Genomic DNA, 23,323 nt, shown 5'->3' with positions numbered 1-23,323 from the left:
AGTAGAGTTTGCGTCGAATTAGGAAAAATCTTAGTTATTTGTAAGAAATGATAAAACATGTAAGAGACGCATTCGCGTTTCCTCTCTTACGCGTTTCGATGAATACAAACCTAAATTCAACTATGCATTTAGCCTTTTCTTTTTTATACCGGGTGATTTCCCGGCGACATCACGGGGTGCGGTCTTTCCGCATAAAAATAATAGTTGGTTATTCGGGATGGGAACAATGCATACATCCGAGTTGCTAAAACATATCTATGACATCAATTTGTCGTATTTACTGCTCGCGCAGCGTTTGATTAGTCAGGACAAGGCGTCCGCGATGTTTCGTCTGGGTATTAACGAAGAAATGGCAACCATGCTGGGCGGCTTAACCCTCCCGCAGATGGTTAAACTGGCTGAAACGAATCAACTGGTTTGCCAGTTCCGTTTCGATGATTCACAGACAATAACGCGTCTGACGCAGGAGTCCCGTGTAGACGATCTTCAACAGATCCATACCGGTATTCTTCTTTCCACTCGCTTGCTTAACGAAATCAGCCAGCCTGATGACGTAGCCCGTAAGAAAAGGGCCTAGCAATGAGCGAGAAAAGCATTGTTCAGGAAGCGCGTGACATACAGTTAGCCATGGAGCTGATTACACTGGGTGCTCGTTTACAAATGCTGGAAAGCGAGACGCAGTTGAGCCGTGGCCGTCTGATCAAACTGTACAAAGAGTTACGTGGTAGTCCCCCGCCGAAAGGCATGCTGCCGTTTTCTACCGACTGGTTTATGACGTGGGAGCAGAATATTCACGCTTCCATGTTCTGTAATGCCTGGCAGTATCTTCTCAAAACCGGTTTGTGTAGCGGCGTTGATGCCGTGATCAAAGCCTACAAACTTTACCTTGAACAATGCCCACAGCAGGAAGAAGGCCCTCTGCTGGCGCTGACCCGCGCATGGACGCTGGTGCGTTTTGTTGAGAGCGGAATGCTTGAGCTGTCGCGCTGCAACTGCTGCAACGGCAATTTTATTACCCATGCTCATCAGCCTGCAGGCAGCTTCGCCTGTAGTTTATGTCAGCCTCCATCCCGCGCAGTAAAAAGACGTAAACTTTCCCGGGATGCTGCCGATATTATTCCACAACTGCTGGATGAACAGATCGAACAAGCTGTTTAACCCGAACGTGTGGGAAAGATTCCAGCAGCGGTAAGCGATTACCGCTGCTTTTTTTTACCCCGTAAACGGTCAACGCTGCGAGCTGGACGTCCTTGCCATAGTCACTAGCGGAAGGATGATGTCGTGCTTATCTTATTAGGTTACCTGGTAGTTCTCGGTACAGTTTTCGGCGGTTACATGATGACCGGCGGGCACCTTGGAGCACTCTATCAACCGGCTGAACTTATTATCATCGGCGGCGCAGGGGTAGGGGCTTTTATCGTTGGTAACAACGGTAAATCGATCAAGGGCACGCTGAAAGCAATTCCATTGCTGTTCCGTCGCTCGAAATACACCAAAAGCATGTATATGGATCTGCTGGCACTGCTCTATCGCCTGATGGCGAAGTCGCGTCAGCAGGGCATGTTCTCGCTCGAGCGGGATATTGAAAACCCGAAAGAGAGCGAAATTTTTGCCAGCTATCCGCGCATTCTTGCTGATGCCATGATGCTGGATTTCATCGTCGACTATCTGCGACTGATCATCAGCGGCAACATGAATACCTTCGAAATCGAAGCGCTGATGGATGAAGAAATTGAAACCCATGAAAGCGAATCTGAAGTACCGGCCAACAGCCTGGCGCTGGTCGGCGACTCGCTTCCGGCATTCGGTATCGTTGCCGCGGTCATGGGGGTGGTTCACGCGCTGGCCTCAGCAGACCGTCCGGCAGCGGAGCTCGGTGCGCTGATTGCCCATGCGATGGTGGGTACCTTCCTCGGTATTTTGCTGGCGTATGGTTTTATCTCTCCGCTGGCCAGCGTACTGCGCCAGAAGAGCGCGGAAACCACCAAAATGATGCAGTGCGTGAAGATCACGCTGCTCTCTAACCTCAACGGTTATGCGCCACCGATCGCGGTTGAGTTTGGCCGTAAAACGCTTTACTCCAGCGAGCGTCCGTCGTTTATCGAGCTTGAAGAACACGTGCGTGCGGTGAAAAACCCAAACCAACAGACGACAACTGAGGACGCATGAAAAACCAGTCCCATCCGATCGTCATCGTAAAAAAACGCAAGCACAAGGGCGGTGGGCATGGCGCGCACGGCTCGTGGAAAATCGCGTACGCCGATTTTATGACCGCAATGATGGCGTTCTTTCTGGTGATGTGGCTGATCTCCATCTCCAGCCCAAAAGAACTGATCCAGATTGCCGAGTATTTCCGCACGCCGCTGGCAACGGCGGTGGCTGGCGGACCGCGTATCTCTAACAGCGAAAGCCCGATCCCGGGCGGCGGCGATGATTACACCCAGCAGAAGGGTGAGGTGAAAAAAGAGCCGAACATCGACGAGCTGAAGAGAAAGATGGAACAGGCACGCCTGAAGAAACTGCGTGGCGATCTCGACCAGCTGATTGAAGCGGATCCGAAGCTGCGCGCGCTGCGACCGCATCTGAAGATTGATCTGGTGCAGGAAGGGCTGCGTATCCAGATCATCGACAGCCAGAACCGCCCGATGTTTAAAACCGGGAGTGCGGAAGTTGAACCGTACATGCGCGATATTCTCCGCGCCATTGCACCGGTGCTGAACGGCATTCCTAACCGAATCAGCCTGTCAGGACACACGGACGATTTCCCGTACGCCAGTGGGGAGAAGGGATACAGCAACTGGGAACTTTCTGCCGATCGTGCCAACGCCTCGCGTCGCGAGCTGGTGGTAGGTGGGCTTGATGATGGCAAGGTACTGCGCGTAGTCGGCATGGCCGCAACCATGCGCGTTTCCGACCGCGGGCCGGATGATGCCATCAACCGTCGTATCAGTCTTTTAGTGCTGAACCAGCAGGCGGAGCAGGCCATCCTGCATGAAAACGCCGAAAGTCAGAATGAGTCACTGGACGATTTAAAACAGCCTGGGGCCGTTCCTTCGGCTGCCGTTCCAACATCGCCACCAGCCAATCCGAGGTGATAGCGTGAGCATGGATATTAGCGATTTTTACCAGACATTCTTTGATGAAGCCGACGAATTGTTGGCCGATATGGAGCAACACTTGCTCGATTTGGTGCCCGAAGCACCGGATTCCGAGCAGCTCAATGCCATCTTCCGTGCGGCGCATTCCATTAAAGGCGGAGCCGGAACGTTTGGATTTACCATCCTGCAGGAAACGACCCATTTAATGGAAAACCTGCTTGATGAAGCACGACGCGGTGAGATGCAGCTCAATACCGACATTATCAACCTGTTTTTGGAAACCAAAGATATTATGCAGGAACAGCTCGACGCCTATAAAAGTTCGGCAGAGCCTGATGCCGCCAGCTTTGAATACATCTGCAATGCGCTGCGCCAGCTCGCGCTGGAAGCAAAAGGTGAGGTTGCCGCAGCCGTGGTTCCTGCCGCAAAACTGAGCGTTGTGGATACGGTTGCCGCGCAGGAGTCTGCCCCTGCCGACGCACCGGCAGGCAAACTGCGCGTTGTGCTGTCTCGCCTGAAAGAGAATGAAGTTAACCTGCTGGAAGAAGAGCTGGGTAACCTGGCGAAATTAAGCAACGTGGTAAAAGGCAAAGACAGCCTGGCCGCGACGCTTGATGACGGTATTGGCCAGGACGATATCGTGGCGGTGCTGTGCTTTGTGATTGAAGCCGATCAAATCGCCTTCGAAACCGAAACTGTCGCAGTTGACGCCCCTGTGGCTGCGGAAGAGGTGGCTGTTGTCGCCCAGGCCGCCGCACCGGCTGTGGCCCCAGCGGCCCCGGCGCTGAAGGCGGTGCCAAAAGAAGCTGCTGCACCGGGCCGTGGTGAAAAACCTGCCGCGCGCTCCAGCGAGTCGACCAGCATCCGTGTTGCCGTTGAGAAGGTTGACCAGCTGATTAACCTGGTGGGCGAACTGGTGATCACCCAGTCGATGCTGGCGCAACGTTCAAACGAACTCGACCCGGTCACCCACGGGGATTTGATTACCAGCATGGGCCAGCTGCAGCGTAACGCCCGCGACCTGCAGGAATCGGTCATGTCCATCCGTATGATGCCGATGGAATATGTCTTCAGCCGCTTCCCGCGTCTGGTCCGCGATCTCGCCAGCAAGCTGAACAAGCAGATTGAACTGACCCTGATGGGCAGCTCAACCGAACTGGATAAGAGCCTGATCGAGCGCATCATTGACCCGTTAACGCACCTGGTGCGTAACAGCCTCGACCACGGTATCGAACTGCCGGAAAACCGCATTGCCGCCGGGAAATCGCCGGTCGGCAACCTGATTCTCTCTGCGGAACACCAGGGCGGGAACATTTGTATCGAAGTGACCGATGACGGCGCCGGTCTGAACCGCGAGCGCATCCTGGCAAAAGCGATTTCGCAGGGGATGGCGGTCAATGAAAACATGACCGACGAAGAAGTGGGCATGCTGATCTTCGCGCCGGGCTTCTCTACCGCAGAGCAGGTGACCGACGTCTCCGGGCGCGGCGTGGGCATGGACGTGGTGAAACGTAACATCCAGGAGATGGGCGGCCACGTTGAAATCCAGTCTAAACAGGGTTCCGGCACCACCATTCGCATCCTGCTTCCGCTGACGCTGGCGATCCTCGACGGCATGTCCGTCAAAGTGGCGGACGAAGTCTTTATCCTGCCGCTGAACGCGGTGATGGAATCCCTGCAGCCGCGTGAGGAAGATCTGCATCCGCTGGCGGGCGGCGAGCGCGTGCTCGAGGTTCGCGGTGAGTACCTGCCGCTGGTGGAACTGTGGAAAGTGTTCGAAGTGGACGGGGCGAAGACCGAGGCCACGCAGGGTATCGTGGTGATCCTGCAAAGCGCGGGCCGCCGCTATGCGCTGCTGGTCGATCAGCTGATTGGCCAGCACCAGGTGGTGGTGAAGAACCTCGAAAGCAACTACCGCAAAGTGCCGGGTATTTCTGCCGCCACCATTCTGGGTGATGGTAGCGTGGCGCTGATCGTCGATGTGTCGGCGCTTCAGGGATTAAATCGTGAACAACGTGTGGCGTACACAGCCGCCTGATTAAGTAGAAGGTAATAACATGACCGGTATGAGTAATGTAACGAAACTGGCGGGCGAGCCATCAGGACAGGAATTTCTGGTATTCACTTTAGGCGATGAAGAGTACGGCATCGATATCCTGAAAGTGCAGGAAATCCGTGGTTACGACCAGGTTACCCGCATCGCTAACACGCCTGCGTTTATTAAAGGTGTCACCAACCTGCGTGGCGTCATTGTGCCCATCGTGGACCTGCGCGTGAAGTTCAGCCAGGGCGACGTTGATTACAACGACAACACCGTGGTGATCGTCCTGAACCTGGGGCAGCGCGTGGTGGGTATCGTGGTGGATGGCGTGTCTGACGTGCTTTCCCTGACCTCTGACCAGATTCGTCCTGCGCCGGAGTTTGCGGTCACGCTGTCGACCGAATACCTGACCGGTCTGGGCGCGCTCGGCGAGCGTATGCTGATTCTGGTGAACATTGAGAAGCTGCTGAACAGCGATGAGATGGCGCTGCTGGATATCGCTGCGAGTCACGTAGCCTAAAACAAAGCCGGGTGGCGCTGACGCTTACCCGGCCTACGTGTTCGAGCCATTTGTAGGCCGGGTAAGGCGAAGCCGCCACCCGGCTTTTTTACATCCTGCTCCACCAGCTCAGCTTTCGTGGCCACCCATACGTTAATGCTCGGGGCCGTCTTCGCCGCTGGATATCGCGGCGAACCATGTAGCCTAAAACAAAGCCGGGTGGCGCTGACGCTTACCCGGCCTATGTGTTCGAGCCATTTGTAGGCCGGGTAAGGCGAAGCCGCCACCCGGCTTTTTTACATCCTGCTCCATCAGCTCAGCTTTCGTGGCCACCCATACGTTAATGCTCGGGGCCGTCTTCGCCACTGGATATCGCCGCGAGTCACGTAGCCTAAAACAAAGCCGGGTGGCGCTGACGCTTACCCGGCCTACGCGTTCGAGCCATTTGTAGGCCGGGTAAGGCGAAGCCGTCACCCGGCTTTTTCATGCCATTACGCTTCCTGCTTTACCAGCTCAGCTTCAGCGTCCGCTTCCCGCGCACCTTCATTCTGCGACAGCATCGCGGTCGCAATACCATTCCCCAACACGTTAATCGCGGAACGGCCCATGTCCAGGAAGTGGTCGATCCCCATCAGCAGCAAAATACCGGCGACCGGAATGTTGAAGCTTGGGATCGTCGCGGCCAGCACCACCAGCGAGGAGCGCGGTACGCCCGCAATCCCTTTTGAGGCCAGCATCAGGGTCAGCATCAGCACCGTCACTTCAGAGAAGCTCAGGTGAATGTTGTAAGCCTGAGCGATAAACATTGAGGCGAAAGAGCAGTACACCATCGACCCCACCAGGTTGAAGGAGTAGCCAATAGGCAGCACGAAAGAGGCGATGTTGCGCGAGCAGCCAAAACGCTCCAGCTGCTCCAGCGTTTTAGGGTAGGCCGCTTCAGAACTGCTGGTGGTAAACGCCACCAGAACTGGATCTTTCAGCATGCTGACCAGGCGGAACACCTCTTTTTTCAGCACCATGTAACCCACGGCCAGCAGCACCATGCAGGTGAGAAGAATGGCAACATAGTAGCCGCCAATAAAGGAGGCATAGTTCAACAGAATGCCCAGACCCTGCGTGGCGATAACGGAGGAGATTGCCGCGAAAATGGCCAGCGGCGCAACGTACATCACATAACCCGTGACCTTCAGCATGATATGGGAAACCACGTCCAGCGCAGCCACCAGTGGGGCATTGAATTTCTGCCCCAGCGACGCGCCGCCAATGCCGAAGAACATGGAGAACACCACAATCTGCAGGATCTCATTGTTCGACATCGCCCCCGCGATGCTGGTTGGAATGGTGTGTGACAGGAACGCTTTCAGCGTCATGCCCCCAACGGCCAGACCGGTATCCACCGCCTCGGTCGGGACGGTCAGGTTCAGCCCGCTTCCCGGGTGCTCCAGCGTGACGATAAACAGGCCGACCAGAATAGAGAGCACGGATGAGCTGATAAACCATACCATCGCTTTGCCGCCCACGCGGCCAATGGTAGAGGTTTCGCCCAGCTTCATAATGCCGACGGTGAGCGTACTGAACACCAGGGGGGCAATGACCATTTTGATCAGTCGGAGGAAAATATCGGTCAGAAGGGTAATATTATCCGACCAGGCTTTGATGGCATCCGCAGATGCATATTCATGAATTGCTGCCCCTGAAAGAATACCCGCCAGCATGAATATCACGATGAAGAGTGTGAGTTTGTTTGCACTTGCCACGAAAAAAGACCCTCTATGCGCTTCAGATGTAGCCCGCGGCGATACATATAAATTTTTTATTGCGACGCGGGAAATTATTCGGCACATAAATTGACGCAAAGCGTAGGGGGATACAACTCCTTTTTAAGTTTTATTAATTTTGTTGTTATTGCCATGACGATATATTGTGATCTGCATCACATTTTAATGGATATATTCTCAGAAAATAAATTAAAAAAGCGGAAAAAATGATTTTAACTGCATGTTATTTAAGGAAATAAGAAGTCAATAAGACAAAGTGCTTATGCGTTAAGGGGCAGGTGGTCGAAGCGATATCCGTAAACTAAATTCTCAATAACCCCCCTCAGAGGAAGATTAAGCGGGGCTAACATCTTGAACGAAATAAATAAAATGTGGCAAGGGAACGGAGACGTCTTCTGGAGGGTGGTAAATGAAAAGAAAACTCCTTTTGATCTGCGCAGGCACCTTACTGACTGCGACAACGGTCCATCAGGCGCTGGCCGTGACCAGTAGCGGCACCATCGGCGCGACGCTGACACTCACGAACGGCTGTCTGATAAATGGATCGCCCACGCAAAACGGCATTAACTTCGGGACACTGGATTTCGGCACCCATCCCGCAACGTTTTCCACTCTGACCACCCAGCTCACCGGCGCCAGCGGCGGAAACACCTTCACCATTCAATGTACGACCGCCAGCTATACGGTGGCGATCACCGGCAACACCAACTCCACCGCTCCCGGTACCGTTGTTGGCACCCCAGGAACACCTGCCCGCTATCTGGTTAACACCGCCAACGCGGCACAGGGCGTGGCGTACAGCCTGTACAGTGATAGCGGGTTTAACAGCGTGATTGCCAATAACACCGCGTTGCCGATCGCCTCTACGGCAGGAGGGGTGGACAGTTACACCCTCTACGGACGTATTACCGGCGGCGGTAACAGCGTGACGGTCGTACCCGGAACCTACACAGACACGATTAACGTCAGCGTCACCTATTAGTCCTGCACCGCCATGAAGGCAACTCTCACAGGTCTGCGCATATGCGCAGAGGGACACGTGCAGCCTTTTTTCGCGCTGATCGTCGGATTGCTGATGACGCCCGCGGCGAATGCGGTGACATCACAGTCCTTTAAAGTCAGCGCGACCATCGTCCCGGGATGTGTGGTGACCACCGGCAGCGGAGGGCTTCTCGGGACGCTGGATTTTGGCACCCATAACGGCGTCGAGAGCGCACCGGTCAGCACCAGTTTTGTGCCAAACGGGGCTTTGTCTATCGCCTGCACGCCAGGCGTGGCGCTGAGCATGAGCATTAATGGCGGCCAGAATTATTCAACCGTTCGCCGCATGAAACGCTCGAACGGCGCCGACGTGGTGGGATATCGGCTTTACAGCAGCAGCTCGCTGGCCGCGAACAGCGAGATTGGCGTCAACCAGGCGATACCGGTGACCTATAGCAACAGCAATAACATCGCGCTGCCGCTTTTTGGCGTGGCGCTACTGACCGGATTTAGCCCGGCAGGAACGTATTCCGATCAGCTCACCGTGACCTTGTCATGGTAATAAAGGGAGAGTGTTGATGAAGCCAATTTTCAGACCTGTTTGTCTGGCGGGCGCGTTGGGAATGGCTGTGGCAACCGGTCAGGCGCAGGCGGCAGCCACCATTCTGCTCTGGCCGATCGACCCGTGGCTTGCGGCAGACGCCAACGCCACGGAACTGTGGATCCAGAACCAGGGAAACAGCGCCACAACGATGCAGGTGCGCATTGTGCGCTGGAAACAGGAGGACGGACACGAGCGCTACACCGCACAGCAGGATGTGGTCGCCAGCCCGCCCATCGTCACGATTGGCACAGGCAGCAAGCAGCTTATCCGCCTTATTAAGCAGGCTCCCGTTCCCGCAGGCATTGAACAAGCCTACCGCATTATCGTGGATGAAATTCCTCAGCCTGATGCCAAAGCAGAACCCACCATCGGCCTCAAATTGCAGATGCGTTACTCCATTCCGCTGTTTGTATATGGTCAGGGGATCCCGACCATAAAAGAGGGGGCGCATCACGCGCTGGTAGAGACCCGGAACCTGAGCTGGCGGGTGACGCGAACGGATGGGCAGCCGGCACTGGAGATCCGGAATCGGGGGGATGTCCATGTCAGGCTGAGCCAGGTGGCGCTGGAGCAGGGAGGACAGAAACGCACGGTTGCGGAGGGATTGCTGGGTTACGTACTTCCCGGCAGCACCCGTAGCTGGCCGGTACCCGCGGGCGTTCGTCAGCCGGAGCGGATGAGCGCGCAGATTAATGCCAGGGACGCACAATGGCAGTCGACGCCCGTCAACTGAAGCCGGCGATGATGATACTGCTTTGCGTCAGTTCCGCGACCTGGGCTGAGCCCGGCGATGACAGCCTGCCGCCGCCGCCCCAGGCACAGGCGATACATGATGAAGCGGTCTTCCAGCTTGCCCTCGTGCTTAACCACTACGACACCGGTCTGGTCGTGCCCGTGACGCAGCGTAAAGGCGCTTTCTTTATCTCCAGCGCCGACCTGCTGCGCGCGGGGCTGCCACCGGAACATGTTCCTGCCGGAGAGGTGAATCTCTCTTCGCTTTCTCAGGTGAGGGTCGAGTACGACAGCGCCGCGCAGCGCCTGCTGCTGACCGTTCCCCGCGACTGGGTCGCGTCCCGTGTGACGCCGTTCAGCGCGCAAGCGACGCAGGCCAAACCGCACTTCGGACGCGGCGCGCTGCTCAATTACGATCTTTACACCAACCACACGGAGCATATCGGCGGACAGGCGTCTCTCTGGCATGAGTTCCGCTACTTTAACGAGAACGGTTCGTTTTCCTCCACCGGCTATGCCCGGGAAAATTTCACCGGCAACGAGGGGCAGCAGGAGGGATATGTCCGCTATGACACAACCCTGCTGTTCACCAATGAGGATGACGCGATGAGCTGGAGCGTCGGGGACGTGATCAGCGATGCCCTGAGCTGGAGTTCCAGCGTGCGGATGGGGGGGATCAGCGTCGGGCGGGATTTCTCCCTGCGCCCTGACCTGGTGACGTGGCCGCTGCCCGAGTTCGCCGGGGAAGCGGCGGTACCCACCTCGGTCGATCTTTTTATCAACGGGTATCGCTCCGGCTCAACCCAGCTTCAGCCGGGTCCCTTCACCCTGACCAATTTGCCCTATATCAACGGCGCCGGGGATGCGGTGCTGGTCACGACGGATGCGCTGGGGCGACAGGTCAGCACCACGCTGCCGTTTTACGTCACCAGCGACTTGCTAAAAAAAGGGCTGAGCGACGGCGCCGTGACGCTGGGCAGCCTGCGGCGTAATTACGGTATCAGGAATTTTGACTACGGCTCCGCGGCAGGCAGCGGCTCGTATCGCTACGGGGTGACGGACTGGCTGACCCTGGAAGGGCATGCGGAAGGGGCGCAGGAGCTGGCGCTGGGCGGGGCAGGGACTGTAATAAAACTCGGCCAGTTTGGCGTGGTGAATACCGCTTACTCGCAGAGCCGCATGCGGGGGGATACGGGCGGGCAAATCAACTGGGGTTACCAGTACAGCACCAGCGAGTTCAGCGTCGCCACTCAACACACGCGTCGCGACCGCGGTTTTGGCAATCTGGCCCTTTACGACCAGCCGACAGTGTATGACGAGAACAATAAACCCATCGCCAGCTTCAGCCGCAATACGGACCAGTATTCTCTGACCTTCAACCTGGGACAGTACGGCAACATCGGCGCGGCCTGGATCGGCGTGGAAAGTTTTGACAGTCAAAAAACCGAGCTGCTTAATCTCTCATGGAGCCGCAATTTGTGGGGCGCGAGCAGTATTTACCTCGCCGGAAGCCGGGACCAGCAGCGGGGAGACTGGACGGTCGCGCTGTCGCTGCAGGTGCCGCTGGGGGCACGCGACAGCGCCGCGTTCACCGTTGAAAACACCCCGGATGCCGGCAGTACCCAGCGCATTAACTATAACCACGCCATGCCGTCTGACGGCGGCTTTAGCTGGAACATGGCCTGGGCCAACCAGTCAAAATCCAGTGACTATCAACAGGGCACGCTGGGCTGGCGTAATAACAATATTGAACTGCAGGGCGGCGGCTACGGCGAAAGGGACATGATGACCTGGTGGGGCGAGGCGATGGGCGCGATTGTTCTGATGGACGGCGAGCTGTTTGCCGCGAATAAGATCAACGATGCGTTTGTCGTCATCAGTACCGACGGTCATCCGGACGTGCCCGTCAGCTATGAGAATCAGCCCGTCGGTAAAACGAATAACAACGGTTACCTGCTGGTCAGCGGGGTGTCGGCGTATTATCCGGCTAGCTACCGCATTGATACCCTGAACCTGCCGGCGGATACCCGTCTGAAAGAGACCGAGCGGCGGATCGCGATCCGGCGTCACAGCGGCTATCTGGTTGATTTCCCAATGGAGCAAGAGCGGGTGGCAAGCGTCATTCTGCACGATGCGCGCGGCCAGGCGCTACCGGTGGGAAGCCAGGTCCGACGCACCTCGCGCAGCAATGCGGTGGTGGGGTATGACGGCATCACCTGGCTGGAAAATCTTAGCGATGTGAACCCGCTGGAGGTGATCGCGCCTGATGGAAAACGCTGCAGGGCTACCCTGACCGTGGGAGCCAACCCGGAGCACAAGCTGCAAACCTACGGTCCGCTGGTGTGCCGGGAGGTGCCATGAAGCGCCTGCTGCTGTTGATACTGCTGCTGTTTTCCGGCGGCGGCTGGGCGGCGTGTACCGTCAGTACGGTCAACGCCTCGTTTGGCAGCGTCACGTCGTTTGCGCTCAGCGGAACCGGGGAGGTGGAAACCACCGGCACGCTGGTGGTGGCGTGCGATGCCATACTGAATCTGTTGACCAACGACTCGGTGACGCTGACCTATACCGCGGCATCGGTCTCGGGCAGCAGTCGGGCCACCATGAAACGCACGGACAACGCGGCCATCACGGACGTGATCCCCACCCGGCTGTGCGGACTCGCGGGCTGCGCGAGCAGCAGCGAGGTACAGATAAGCAAATCGTATACCTGGAGCGGGAATACGCTACTGGGGCTGCTGGGGTCAAAGCAGTACAACATCCCGCTCTATTTCCGTACCGTCGCCGGACAGAACGTTTCTGCCGGGCCGTATCAGGTGCAGTTAACCTTCAGCGTTAACTACAGCGTCTGCTCCGTGGGCGCGCTCGGTATTTGCACAATCAATCAGACGGGCACGGCGACGACCACCATTCTCCTTAACCTGACCGTGACCAACGACTGCAGCGCCATGACCACGCCGGACGTCAACTTCAACAGCGCGCCGCTGGTGCAAAGTTTCCCTACCGTCTCGCAGGCGATTGCCGTCACCTGTACCAAAGGCAGTACGTATACCATCGGCATTAACAACGGTGCTAACGCGCTGAATAACGTGCGCCGGATGGTAAGCGGCAGTAACTACCTGAGTTATGACATCTATAAAGAAGCCACGGGTAACCGCTGGGGCGGCAGCGGCAGCGAACGCTGGACCAGCGCGACGTCGTCGCAGGTCAGTACCGATGGTCTCCTGCGTACCTACAACTACACCGCGAAAGTGCTGACCAATCAGGCCACGCCACCCGCCGGAACCTACACCGATACGTTGATTGTCGACGTGGCTTTCTAACCCCGCGCTTTTCCCTTTCGCAAATGTAAAGTTCCTGTTGGCTGTGCCGATAACACCGTTAATAAATCTATGAGAAGGTGTTGTATGTTGAACCGTATCCGCGTTGTCACAATGCTCATGATGGTGCTGGTCATTTTCGCACTACTTCAGCTTATCTCCGGCGGGCTTTTTTTCTCGTCATTAAAACAGAACCAGGACAGCTTTGCGGCCTCGAACGATCTCCGCCTGCAGCAGAGTGAGCTCACCTCAACGTGGGATCTGATGCTGCAAACGCGTATCAACCTGAGCCGCTCGTCCGCGCGCATGATGATGGATCCCAACAATCAGCAGAGCAGCGCGAAAACCGATCTGTTGAAAAATGCCCGTGCCACCCTCGCTGACGCCGCAAAACATTACGACGCCTTCAAAAAGATTACCCCGCAGCCTGCGATGGAGCAGGTGAGCCAGAACATTGATGAAAAATACAACGCCTACCATGCCGGTCTGGCAGAGCTGATTCAGTTCCTTGAGAGCGGCAACATGGACGCCTATTTCGCGCAGCCGACGCAGGGGATGCAAAACGCCCTCGGCGCGGCGCTGGGGGAGTACGCGAAGGTCAGTGGCGATCTGTATCACTCCGCGTTTGCTGAAAGCCAGAATGACTACCGCTTTGCGAAGTGGCAGATGGCGGTGTTGGCGCTGGCGCTAGTCATTGTGCTGATCGCGGTCTGGTACGGCATTCGCCATATCCTGCTGAACCCTCTCGGTCGCGTCATTGCCCACATTCGTGACATTGCCGGCGGTGACCTGACCAAAACGCTGACCGTGTCCGGGCGCAATGAGATCACCGAGCTGGCAAACAGCGTTGACCATATGCAGCGTTCGCTTATCGATACCGTCGCCAACGTGCGTAGCGGCACGGATGCCATCTATACCGGCACCAGCGAAATTGCGATGGGCAATAACGACCTCTCTTCGCGCACCGAACAGCAGGCGTCCGCCCTGGAAGAGACGGCGGCCAGCATGGAGCAGCTCACCGCGACCGTGAAGCAGAACGCCGATAACGCCCGCCAGGCGTCTCAGCTGGCGGAAAGCGCCTCCGAGACGGCACAGCGTGGCGGCCGCGTGGTGGATGGTGTGGTGAAAACCATGCACGACATCGCCGAGAGCTCGAAGAAAATCGCCGACATCATCAGCGTCATCGACGGCATTGCCTTCCAGACCAACATTCTGGCGCTGAACGCCGCCGTGGAAGCGGCGCGTGCGGGCGAGCAGGGACGCGGGTTTGCCGTGGTGGCCGGGGAAGTGCGCAACCTGGCCAGCCGCAGCGCCAACGCGGCAAAAGAGATCAAGTCGCTGATTGAAGATTCCGTCTCCCGCGTGGATACCGGCTCCGTGCTGGTGGAAAGCGCCGGGGAGACCATGAATGACATCGTGAATGCCGTCACCCGCGTGACGGACATCATGGGTGAAATCGCCTCTGCGTCTGATGAGCAGAGTCGTGGTATCGACCAGGTTGCCCTGGCGGTATCGGAAATGGATCGCGTGACACAGCAAAACGCCGCGCTGGTGCAGGAGTCCGCTGCGGCGGCCGCTGCGCTGGAAGACCAGGCAAGCCGTCTGAAGATGGCGGTCTCGGCGTTTCGTCTCGCTTCACTCGCTGGAAACACGGTCACCCCGCAGGCGACGTACCGCGCGCCAGCCGCTGAACCGGCTGCAAACCGTACGCGTACCGCGACGACCGGACAAGATGAAAACTGGGAAACATTTTGACTGACAATTAAACCGCGGCTGCTTGCCGCTTGATGGGAGCGTGGATGTTAAATCGTATTCGTATCTCGACCACACTGTTTTTGATTCTGATCCTTTGCGGTGTGTTGCAGGTTGGCAGTAACGGGTTGTCTTTTTGGGCGTTTCGCGATGGCTATCAGAATTTGCAGGACGTTGAGGCGAGTAATCAGCAGCGCTCCGCACTGGCACAAACCCGTGCCGTGCTGTTGCAGGCAAGCACTGCGCTGAACAAGGCGGGAACCTTAACCGCGCTAAGTTATCCGCCGGATGACATTAAGGCGCTGATGGCCACCGCGCGCGACAGCCTGAAACAGGCTGACGCACAGTTTAAGGCCTTTACGGCACAGGCCACCGGTAGCGAGAAAGAGAAAGCGCTGAAGGCCGCCATGAAGACCCATTTTGAACAGTGGTACAGCGATCTGGACCATCAGGCAACGTGGCTTGAGAACAACCAGCTTTCGGACTTTATGACCGCGCCGGTTCAGGCCTCGCAGGCCGCGTTTGACGGCAGCTTTAACGCGTGGCAGCAGGATATTAACCAGTCTGTACAGCGTGCCGGTGAACAGAGCCGCCAAAGCTATCACATGTCGGGCGTCATCTTTGCCGTGGTGGTGATTCTGGCAGGGTTGCTGACCGGTGCCGCGCTGCTCTGGTCGCGCAGAATGATTGTGCAGCCGCTGTCCATTATCAGCAGCCACTTCGACAGTATTGCGAAAGGCGACCTGGCGCGTCCGGTGGCGGTGTTCGGCAAGAACGAAATTTCGGCAATTTTTGCCAGCCTGAAGGCGATGCAGGGATCGCTGCGGGAAACGGTATCCGACGTGCGTCAGGGCAGTTATGCCATGCACACCGGGATCTCAGAGATTGCGGCGGGTAACAACGATCTCTCGTCCCGCACCGAGCAGCAGGCGGCCTCGCTGGCGCAGACGGCAGCCAGTATGGAGCAGCTGACCGCGACGGTAAGCCAGAACGCCGATAACGCGCGTCAGGCGTCTGACTTGTCAAAACAGGCGGCGATGACGGCGAAGAAGGGCGGCGACCAGGCGTCCCACGTCGCCAGCACCATGCAGGAGATCGCCACCAGTTCACAGAAAATTGGTGACATCATCAGCGTGATCGACGGTATCGCGTTCCAGACCAATATTCTGGCGCTGAATGCCGCAGTAGAAGCCGCGCGTGCCGGGGAGCAGGGGCGGGGATTTGCGGTGGTGGCGGGTGAAGTGCGTAACCTGGCGAGCCGCAGCGCCAACGCGGCGAAAGAAATTAAGGTGCTGATCGAAGAGTCGGTCTCACGCGTTCAGCAGGGCTCAACGCTTGTGGATACCGCGGCGAAAACCATGCACGAAATCGTCACCTCCGTGACGCGGGTGAACGACATCATGGGCGAGATTGCCTCGGCGTCGGATGAACAGCGTCGCGGCATTGAGCAGGTTGCCCAGGCGGTGAGCCAGATGGATCAGGTGACGCAACAGAACGCCTCGTTGGTTGAGGAAGCGGCAGCGGCAACCGATCAGCTGGCCAGCCAGGCGGATCGTCTGACCGGGCTGGTCGCGGTATTTAATGTGAAAGAGCACGTTGAAGCAGTAACAGAAGTCGGGCGGTCGCAGGCCGTGCCAGTTGTATCCTGAATGTAATTAAGAAGGCGCTATGACATCACCAATGCCCCCTGGGCAAACGTCATTATTGTTGCAGATGACACAGCGCCTCGCGCTGTCCGACGCGCATTTTCGTCGGATATGTCAGTTAATCTACCAGCGTGCGGGGATCGTGCTTGCGGATCATAAGCGGGACATGGTCTACAACCGTCTGGTGCGGCGCTTGCGTACGCTGGGGCTGGATGATTTTGGCCGCTATCTGAGCATGCTCGAGGCGAACCAGAACAGCGCAGAGTGGCAGGCTTTTATTAACTCGTTAACCACCAACCTGACGGCGTTTTTCCGCGAGGCTCACCACTTCCCGGTTCTGGCCGAGCATGCGCGCCGTCGCACCGGGGAGTATCGCGTCTGGAGTGCGGCCGCCTCGACGGGTGAAGAGCCGTACTCGCTGGCGATCACCCTTGCCGATACGCTGGGGATGGCGCCCGGGCGCTGGAAGGTCTACGCCAGCGATATCGATACCGAAGTGCTGGAGAAGGCGCGTAACGGCGTTTATCGCCAGGATGAACTGAAAACGCTGTCGCCGCAGCAGCTGCAGCGTTATTTCATGCGCGGGACGGGCCCGCATGAAGGCCTGGTACGCGTACGCCAGGAGCTGGCGAACTGCGTCGAATTCGCGCCCGTTAACCTGCTGGATAAGCAGTACAACGTGCCGGGGCCTTTCGACGCCATTTTTTGCCGTAACGTCATGATCTATTTTGATAAAACGACGCAACAGGACATTTTGCGTCGGTTTGTTCCGTTGCTCAAGCCTGACGGTTTACTGTTTGCCGGGCACTCGGAAAACTTCAGCAACCTCGTGCGTGAGTTTAGCCTGCGTGGGCAAACGGTATATGCGCTGAGTAAGGAAAAAGCATGAGTAAAATCAGGGTATTGTCTGTCGATGATTCAGCGCTGATGCGTCAGATCATGACTGAAATTATCAATAGCCACAGCGACATGGAGATGGTGGCAACCGCGCCTGATCCGCTGGTAGCGCGGGATTTAATTAAAAAATATAACCCCGACGTGCTAACGCTGGATGTCGAGATGCCGCGCATGGATGGCATAGATTTCCTCGAAAAATTAATGCGGCTGCGGCCCATGCCAGTGGTGATGGTCTCCTCCCTGACCGGGAAAGGATCGGAAATCACCCTGCGCGCGCTGGAGCTGGGGGCGGTCGATTTTGTCACCAAGCCGCAGCTCGGCATCCGTGAAGGGATGCTGGCGTACAGCGAGATGATCGCCGAGAAGATCCGCACCGCGTCGCGGGCGAAGCTTGCCGCCCACACGCCGATGGCCGCGCCGGCGACCCTGAAGGCCGGTCCCTTACTCAGCTCGGAAAAACTGCTGGTCATTGGGGCGTCAACCGGAGGAACAGAGGCTATTCGTCATGTACTCCAGCCATTGCCGCTCTCAAGTCCGGGTATTCTGATCACTCAGCATATGCCGCCAGGCTTTACCCGTTCGTTCGCAGAACGCCTGAACAAGCTGTGCCAGATCAGCGTGAAAGAGGCGGAAGACGGCGAGCGCGTGCTCCCGGGGCATGCCTATATCGCGCCGGGCGACAAGCATATGGAGCTGGCGCGCAGCGGCGCTAACTATCAAATCAAAATTCATGACGGACCGCCGGTCAACCGGCACCGTCCGTCGGTGGATGTGCTGTTTCATTCGGTGGCGAAACATGCGGGGCGCAACGCCGTGGGGGTGATCCTGACGGGGATGGGCAACGACGGTGCCGCCGGAATGCTTGCAATGCACCAGGCTGGCGCCTGGACGATTGCGCAGAATGAAGCAAGTTGTGTGGTGTTCGGCATGCCGCGCGAGGCCATCAATATGGGTGGCGTGAGCGAAGTGGTCGATCTTAGCCAGGTAAGCCAGCAGATGCTGGCGAAAATCAGTGCCGGACAGGCAATACGTATTTGACTCAGGAGTATTATTTTATGGCGGATAAAGAGCTTAAGTTTTTGGTTGTGGATGACTTTTCCACCATGCGTCGCATTGTGCGCAACCTGCTGAAAGAGCTGGGCTTCAACAACGTTGAAGAAGCAGAAGACGGCGTTGATGCGCTGAACAAACTGCAGGCTGGCGGGTTTGGTTTTGTGATCTCCGACTGGAACATGCCAAACATGGACGGTCTGGAACTGTTAAAAACCATTCGTGCTGATGCGGGAATGGCGTCCATGCCGGTTCTGATGGTCACGGCAGAAGCGAAGAAAGAGAACATCATTGCCGCTGCACAGGCGGGCGCAAGCGGCTATGTGGTGAAGCCATTCACCGCGGCGACCCTGGAAGAGAAGCTCGGTAAGATCTTCGAGAAACTCGGCATGTGAGGTGTTGGTTATGATGCAACCTGCTATGAAACCCGTTGAAGAACACTCGCCGAGCGACATCATCGTCCGCATCGGCAGCCTGACGCGCATGCTGCGTGACAGCCTGCGTGAGCTGGGTCTGGATCAGGCGATTGCGGAAGCGGCGGAAGCGATTCCTGATGCCCGCGATCGTCTGGACTACGTCGTGCAGATGACCGCTCAGGCCGCTGAACGTGCGCTGAACAGCGTTGAAGCGTCACAGCCGCACCAGGATGCGATGGAAAAGGGAGCGAAAGCGCTGACCAAACGCTGGGACGAGTGGTTTGAGAACCCTATCGAGCTGGCGGATGCCCGCGAGCTGGTGACCGATACCCGCCAGTTCCTGGGGGATGTGCCGGGTCACACCAGCTTCACCAATGCCCAGCTGCTGGACATCATGATGGCGCAGGATTTCCAGGACCTGACCGGTCAGGTTATCAAGCGCATGATGGATGTGATCCAGGAGATTGAGCGCCAGCTGCTGATGGTGCTGCTGGAGAACATCCCGGAACCGGCAGCCCGTCCAAAACGCGAGAACGAAAGCCTGCTCAATGGTCCACAGCTCGACGCCAGCAAGGCGGGCGTGGTGGCAAGCCAGGATCAGGTAGACGACCTGCTGGACAGCCTCGGCTTCTGATGGTCCATTGCGCCTCAGGGGATGGATGCCCCCTGAGGCGGTTTGCGACAAAATCACCGAAAAGAGCCCGAATAAACGGGCTTTTCCCGCCATTGGATTTCCGCTGCGCTGGCATGATACCCGTGACGTAATGGGCTGAGCGTGCACAGTGGCAGAAGAGAACGACGACAAAACGGAAGCCCCCACACCCCACCGACTAGAAAAGGCGCGTGAGGAAGGGCAAATCCCCCGATCCCGAGAATTGACCTCCCTGCTGATCCTTATCGTAGGCGTGTGCATTATCTGGTGGGGCGGGGAGTCGCTCGCCCGCAAGCTGGCGGGCATGCTGTCAACCGGCTTACGTTTTGACCACAGTATGGTCAACGATCCGAATCTGATCCTCAGCCAGATTATCCAGCTGATTAAAGGGGCCATGGTTGCGCTACTGCCCCTGATCACCGGGGTTGTGCTGGTCGCGCTGGTCTCGCCGGTGATGCTCGGCGGTCTGGTCTTCAGCGCCAAATCGCTGCAGCCGAAATTTTCCAAACTGAACCCGCTGCCGGGCATTGCGAAAATGTTCTCTGCGCAGACCGGGGCCGAGCTGCTCAAAGCTATTCTCAAATCGGTGTTGATGGGCAGCTCCGCGGGGTTTTACCTCTGGTACCACTGGCCGGAAATGATGCGTCTCATCAGCGAATCGCCTCTCACCGCGATGAGCAATGCCCTGAATCTGGTGGGACTCTGCGCGCTGCTGGTGGTGCTCAGCATTATCCCGATGGTGGGTTTTGACGTGATCTTCCAGCTCTATACCCACTTCAAGAAACTGCGGATGTCACGTCAGGATATCCGTGACGAATATAAGCAGATGGAAGGTGACCCGCACGTGAAGGGGCGTATCCGCCAGATGCAACGTGCCGCCGCCCGTCGCCGCATGATGGACGATGTGCCCAAGGCCGACGTCATCGTCACCAACCCGACACACTACTCCGTTGCGCTGCGCTATGACGAAAACAAAATGAGCGCGCCGAAAGTGGTGGCGAAAGGGGCGGGGCTGATCGCGCTGCGTATCCGTGAAATTGGCACCGAACACCGCGTGCCGATCCTCGAAGCCCCTCCGCTGGCGCGTGCCCTGTACCGCCATGCGGATATTGGACAACAGATCCCGGGACAACTCTACGCCGCCGTGGCGGAAGTGCTGGCCTGGGTATGGCAGTTGAAGCGCTGGCGTCTGGCCGGCGGTCAACGGCCTGTGAAACCTGAGAACCTTCCGGTGCCTGCCGCGCTGGATTTTATGAACGAGAAGGACACTGATGGCTAATCTGGTGGCAATGTTGCGCCTGCCCGGCAACCTGAAATCGACCCAATGGCAGATCCTGGCCGGGCCGATTCTGATCCTGCTAATTCTGTCGATGATGGTACTGCCGCTCCCGGCGTTCATCCTCGACCTGCTTTTCACTTTCAATATCGCGCTGTCCATTATGGTGCTGCTGGTGGCGATGTTCACCCAGCGTACCCTGGAGTTCGCCGCGTTCCCGACCATCCTGCTGTTTACCACTCTGCTGCGACTGGCGCTGAACGTGGCGTCCACGCGTATCATCCTGATGGAAGGTCACACCGGGGCGGCAGCGGCAGGTAAAGTGGTGGAAGCGTTCGGCCACTTCCTGGTGGGCGGTAATTTCGCTATCGGTATCGTGGTGTTCGTCATCCTCGTGATCATCAACTTTATGGTCATCACCAAAGGTGCAGGGCGTATTGCGGAAGTGGGCGCGCGCTTTGTGCTCGACGGGATGCCCGGCAAGCAGATGGCGATCGACGCCGACCTGAACGCCGGTCTTATCGCCGAAGATGAAGCCAAAAAGCGCCGTGCGGAAGTGACGCAGGAGGCGGACTTCTACGGCTCCATGGACGGTGCGAGTAAGTTTGTCCGCGGTGACGCCATCGCGGGCATTCTGATCATGGTGATTAACGTGGTCGGCGGCCTGCTGGTGGGCGTGTTGCAGCATGGGATGGACATGGGCCACGCGGCGGAAAGCTATACGCTGCTGACCATCGGTGACGGTCTGGTCGCGCAGATCCCGGCGCTGGTGATTTCCACTGCGGCGGGTGTCATCGTGACCCGCGTGAGCACCGATCAGGACGTTGGCGAGCAGATGGTGGGCCAGCTGTTCAGTAACCCGCGCGTGATGCTGCTGGCCGCGGCGGTTCTCGGGTTGCTCGGTCTGGTGCCGGGTATGCCAAACCTCGTTTTCCTGCTGTTTACGGCGGCGCTGCTGGGCCTTGCCTGGTGGATGCGTGGCCGTGAAACCAAACCGGCAGCGGAACCTGTGCCGGTCAAAATGCCGGAGAATAACCAGGCCGTTGAAGCGACCTGGAACGACGTTCAGCTCGAAGATTCCCTGGGAATGGAAGTCGGGTATCGCCTGATCCCGATGGTCGATTTCCAGCAGGACGGCGAGCTGCTCGGTCGTATCCGCAGTATCCGTAAAAAATTCGCCCAGGACATGGGCTTCCTGCCGCCGGTCGTTCACATCCGCGACAATATGGACCTGCCACCCGCGCGCTACCGCATCCTGATGAAAGGCGTTGAAATCGGCAGCGGTGATGCCTATCCGGGCCGCTGGCTGGCGATTAACCCCGGCACCGCCGCAGGCACGCTGCCGGGCGAGCAAACTATCGACCCGGCCTTTGGTCTGGCCGCGATCTGGATTGAAAGCGCGCTGAAAGAGCAGGCGCAGATCCAGGGTTATACGGTTGTGGAAGCCAGTACCGTGGTGGCGACCCATCTTAATCACCTGATTGGGCAATTCTCGTCGGAGCTGTTTGGCCGTCAGGAAGCGCAGCAGCTGCTTGACCGCGTCACGCAGGAGATGCCGAAGCTGACGGAAGATCTGGTCCCCGGCGTGCTGACCTTAACCACGCTGCATAAGGTGCTGCAAAACCTGCTCGACGAGAAGGTGCCGATCCGCGATATGCGCACCATTCTGGAAACCCTTGCCGAGCACGCGCCGATACAAAGCGATCCGCACGAGCTGACGGCGGTGGTGCGCGTGGCGCTGGGACGGGCAATCACCCAGCAGTGGTTCCCGGGAACCGGAGAAGTGCAGGTCATCGGCCTCGATACGCCGCTTGAGCGTCTGCTGCTGCAGGCTCTGCAAGGCGGGGGCGGCCTGGAGCCGGGCCTGGCGGACCGTCTGCTGGCGCAAACCCAGGAGGCGCTGGCGCGTCAGGAGATGCTGGGGGCGCCGCCGGTGCTGCTGGTGAACCACGCGCTGCGTCCGCTGCTGTCGCGCTTCCTGCGTCGCAGCCTGAACCAGCTGGTCGTGCTGTCGAATCTGGAGCTGTCGGATAACCGTCATATCCGCATGACCGCGACGATTGGAGGAAAATAATGCGTAAGTGGCTTTGGATAGTGCTCTTCCCACTGGCAGCGCAGGCTGCCGGGGGAGGTACCTGGCAGGCGAGCAGCATGGGGGTGACCCTCAGCAACCGCGGTGTTGCTATGTCGTCTAACCCGCTGTCGGCTTCGGAAGAGGTTTCCGGTCAGATGGGCCTTGTGGTCTGGAACTACCGGCTGATTGGCCCTACGCCAGCGGGCTTGCGGGTGCGCCTCTGCTCTCAGACGCGCTGTACCGAAATCGACGGCGAAAATGGAACAACGCAGGCGTTCAACGGCGTGCCAGCTATTGAGCCTTTGCGTTTCATCTGGGAAGTGCCGGGCGGAGGACGTTTGATCCCGGCGCTGAAGGTACAGAGCAATTCTGTCATCGTGAACTACCGCTAACACCCTGCCTTTTCACCAGCCATCAGGCAATTTTGATGGCTGGCTCTCAAAACTGACCTCGCCTTTTGATCAAAAAGAAACGCTGTTTTATAAATCAGTGACGCGCGTAACCATACTC

21 protein-coding genes are annotated in these 23,323 nt (G+C 57.7%); 20 read left to right on the top strand and 1 reads right to left on the bottom strand.

All coding sequences use genetic code 11. The features are described from left to right. The first annotated feature begins 226 nt into the window (after positions 1–226). From flhD to cheW, 6 genes are all read left to right on the top strand, one after another. Complete coding sequence (gene flhD / locus V1572_RS16805) at positions 227–577, top strand: flagellar transcriptional regulator FlhD (RefSeq protein WP_008500415.1); 351 nt, start codon at positions 227–229, stop codon at positions 575–577. 2 nt (positions 578–579) lie between these two features. Beyond that, the gene (flhC, locus tag V1572_RS16800; RefSeq protein WP_008500416.1) at positions 580–1,158 is read left to right on the top strand and encodes a flagellar transcriptional regulator FlhC; all 579 of its coding nucleotides are present in this window, start codon (positions 580–582) and stop codon (positions 1,156–1,158) included. Positions 1,159–1,281: 123 nt separating this feature from the next. After that, positions 1,282–2,169 (top strand): flagellar motor stator protein MotA, encoded by an 888-nt coding sequence (gene motA, locus V1572_RS16795; protein WP_008500417.1) that lies wholly within the window; start codon positions 1,282–1,284, stop codon positions 2,167–2,169. Beyond that, complete coding sequence (gene motB / locus V1572_RS16790) at positions 2,166–3,095, top strand: flagellar motor protein MotB (protein WP_032658606.1); 930 nt, start codon at positions 2,166–2,168, stop codon at positions 3,093–3,095. The genes motA and motB overlap by 4 nt, the downstream gene beginning before the upstream one ends. Before the next feature lie 4 nt (positions 3,096–3,099). Continuing rightward, the gene (gene cheA / locus V1572_RS16785; protein WP_395299395.1) at positions 3,100–5,136 is read left to right on the top strand and encodes a chemotaxis protein CheA; all 2,037 of its coding nucleotides are present in this window, start codon (positions 3,100–3,102) and stop codon (positions 5,134–5,136) included. Between the two features lie 19 nt (positions 5,137–5,155). Beyond that, positions 5,156–5,659, top strand: coding sequence for a chemotaxis protein CheW (gene cheW, locus V1572_RS16780; protein ID WP_008500420.1), 504 nt, complete (start codon positions 5,156–5,158; stop codon positions 5,657–5,659). Between the two features lie 470 nt (positions 5,660–6,129). On the opposite strand, the gene V1572_RS16775 is transcribed toward cheW, so the two are convergent. Next, positions 6,130–7,395, bottom strand: coding sequence for a dicarboxylate/amino acid:cation symporter (locus V1572_RS16775; RefSeq protein ID WP_039266615.1), 1,266 nt, complete (start codon positions 7,393–7,395; stop codon positions 6,130–6,132). Positions 7,396–7,825: 430 nt separating this feature from the next. Between V1572_RS16775 and V1572_RS16770 the strand changes: the two genes are divergently transcribed. The 14 genes from V1572_RS16770 to V1572_RS16705 all read left to right on the top strand — a co-directional run bounded on the left by V1572_RS16770 (position 7,826) and on the right by V1572_RS16705 (position 23,205). After that, positions 7,826–8,398, top strand: coding sequence for a spore coat U domain-containing protein (locus V1572_RS16770; protein ID WP_008500422.1), 573 nt, complete (start codon positions 7,826–7,828; stop codon positions 8,396–8,398). Positions 8,399–8,410: 12 nt separating this feature from the next. After that, positions 8,411–8,959: a spore coat U domain-containing protein gene (locus V1572_RS16765; RefSeq protein ID WP_045908190.1), complete on the top strand. Its 549-nt coding sequence runs from the start codon at positions 8,411–8,413 to the stop codon at positions 8,957–8,959. Between the two features lie 16 nt (positions 8,960–8,975). After that, positions 8,976–9,734, top strand: coding sequence for a molecular chaperone (locus tag V1572_RS16760; RefSeq protein ID WP_248221796.1), 759 nt, complete (start codon positions 8,976–8,978; stop codon positions 9,732–9,734). Beyond that, entirely contained in the window at positions 9,710–12,094 is a 2,385-nt protein-coding gene (locus V1572_RS16755; protein WP_395299394.1) for a fimbria/pilus outer membrane usher protein, read from the top strand. The genes V1572_RS16760 and V1572_RS16755 overlap by 25 nt, the downstream gene beginning before the upstream one ends. Next, positions 12,091–13,053, top strand: coding sequence for a spore coat protein U domain-containing protein (locus tag V1572_RS16750; protein ID WP_045908193.1), 963 nt, complete (start codon positions 12,091–12,093; stop codon positions 13,051–13,053). Before V1572_RS16755 ends, V1572_RS16750 begins: the two co-directional genes overlap by 4 nt. A gap of 84 nt (positions 13,054–13,137) precedes the next feature. Then, positions 13,138–14,805, top strand: coding sequence for a methyl-accepting chemotaxis protein II (gene tar / locus V1572_RS16745; protein WP_063621994.1), 1,668 nt, complete (start codon positions 13,138–13,140; stop codon positions 14,803–14,805). Between the two features lie 44 nt (positions 14,806–14,849). Then, positions 14,850–16,451 carry a methyl-accepting chemotaxis protein IV gene (tap, locus tag V1572_RS16740; protein WP_069718978.1) on the top strand — a complete coding sequence of 534 codons (1,602 nt, stop codon included), beginning with the start codon at positions 14,850–14,852 and terminating at the stop codon, positions 16,449–16,451. A gap of 19 nt (positions 16,452–16,470) precedes the next feature. After that, on the top strand, positions 16,471–17,337 hold the full coding sequence (cheR, locus tag V1572_RS16735) for a protein-glutamate O-methyltransferase CheR (protein ID WP_008500429.1): 867 nt from the start codon (positions 16,471–16,473) through the stop codon (positions 17,335–17,337). After that, positions 17,334–18,383, top strand: a complete 1,050-nt coding sequence (locus V1572_RS16730) for a chemotaxis response regulator protein-glutamate methylesterase (RefSeq protein ID WP_008500430.1) — start codon at positions 17,334–17,336, stop codon at positions 18,381–18,383. Before cheR ends, V1572_RS16730 begins: the two co-directional genes overlap by 4 nt. Before the next feature lie 17 nt (positions 18,384–18,400). After that, a complete protein-coding gene (gene cheY / locus V1572_RS16725) occupies positions 18,401–18,790 on the top strand; it encodes a chemotaxis response regulator CheY (RefSeq protein WP_008500431.1) in 390 nt (129 codons plus the stop codon). Between the two features lie 10 nt (positions 18,791–18,800). Further along, complete coding sequence (gene cheZ / locus V1572_RS16720; protein ID WP_008500432.1) at positions 18,801–19,445, top strand: protein phosphatase CheZ; 645 nt, start codon at positions 18,801–18,803, stop codon at positions 19,443–19,445. Between the two features lie 148 nt (positions 19,446–19,593). Then, positions 19,594–20,742, top strand: a complete 1,149-nt coding sequence (gene flhB / locus V1572_RS16715) for a flagellar biosynthesis protein FlhB (RefSeq protein WP_021240449.1) — start codon at positions 19,594–19,596, stop codon at positions 20,740–20,742. After that, entirely contained in the window at positions 20,735–22,813 is a 2,079-nt protein-coding gene (gene flhA, locus V1572_RS16710; RefSeq protein ID WP_395299393.1) for a flagellar biosynthesis protein FlhA, read from the top strand. The genes flhB and flhA overlap by 8 nt, the downstream gene beginning before the upstream one ends. Further along, a complete protein-coding gene (locus V1572_RS16705) occupies positions 22,813–23,205 on the top strand; it encodes a flagellar protein FlhE (protein WP_045908198.1) in 393 nt (130 codons plus the stop codon). Before flhA ends, V1572_RS16705 begins: the two co-directional genes overlap by 1 nt. Positions 23,206–23,323: the final 118 nt, after the last annotated feature.

This window comes from Enterobacter quasiroggenkampii, from assembly GCF_043972695.1.
GTDB lineage: Bacteria > Pseudomonadota > Gammaproteobacteria > Enterobacterales > Enterobacteriaceae > Enterobacter > Enterobacter quasiroggenkampii.
This window is presented reverse-complemented; position numbering and strand designations above follow the sequence as displayed.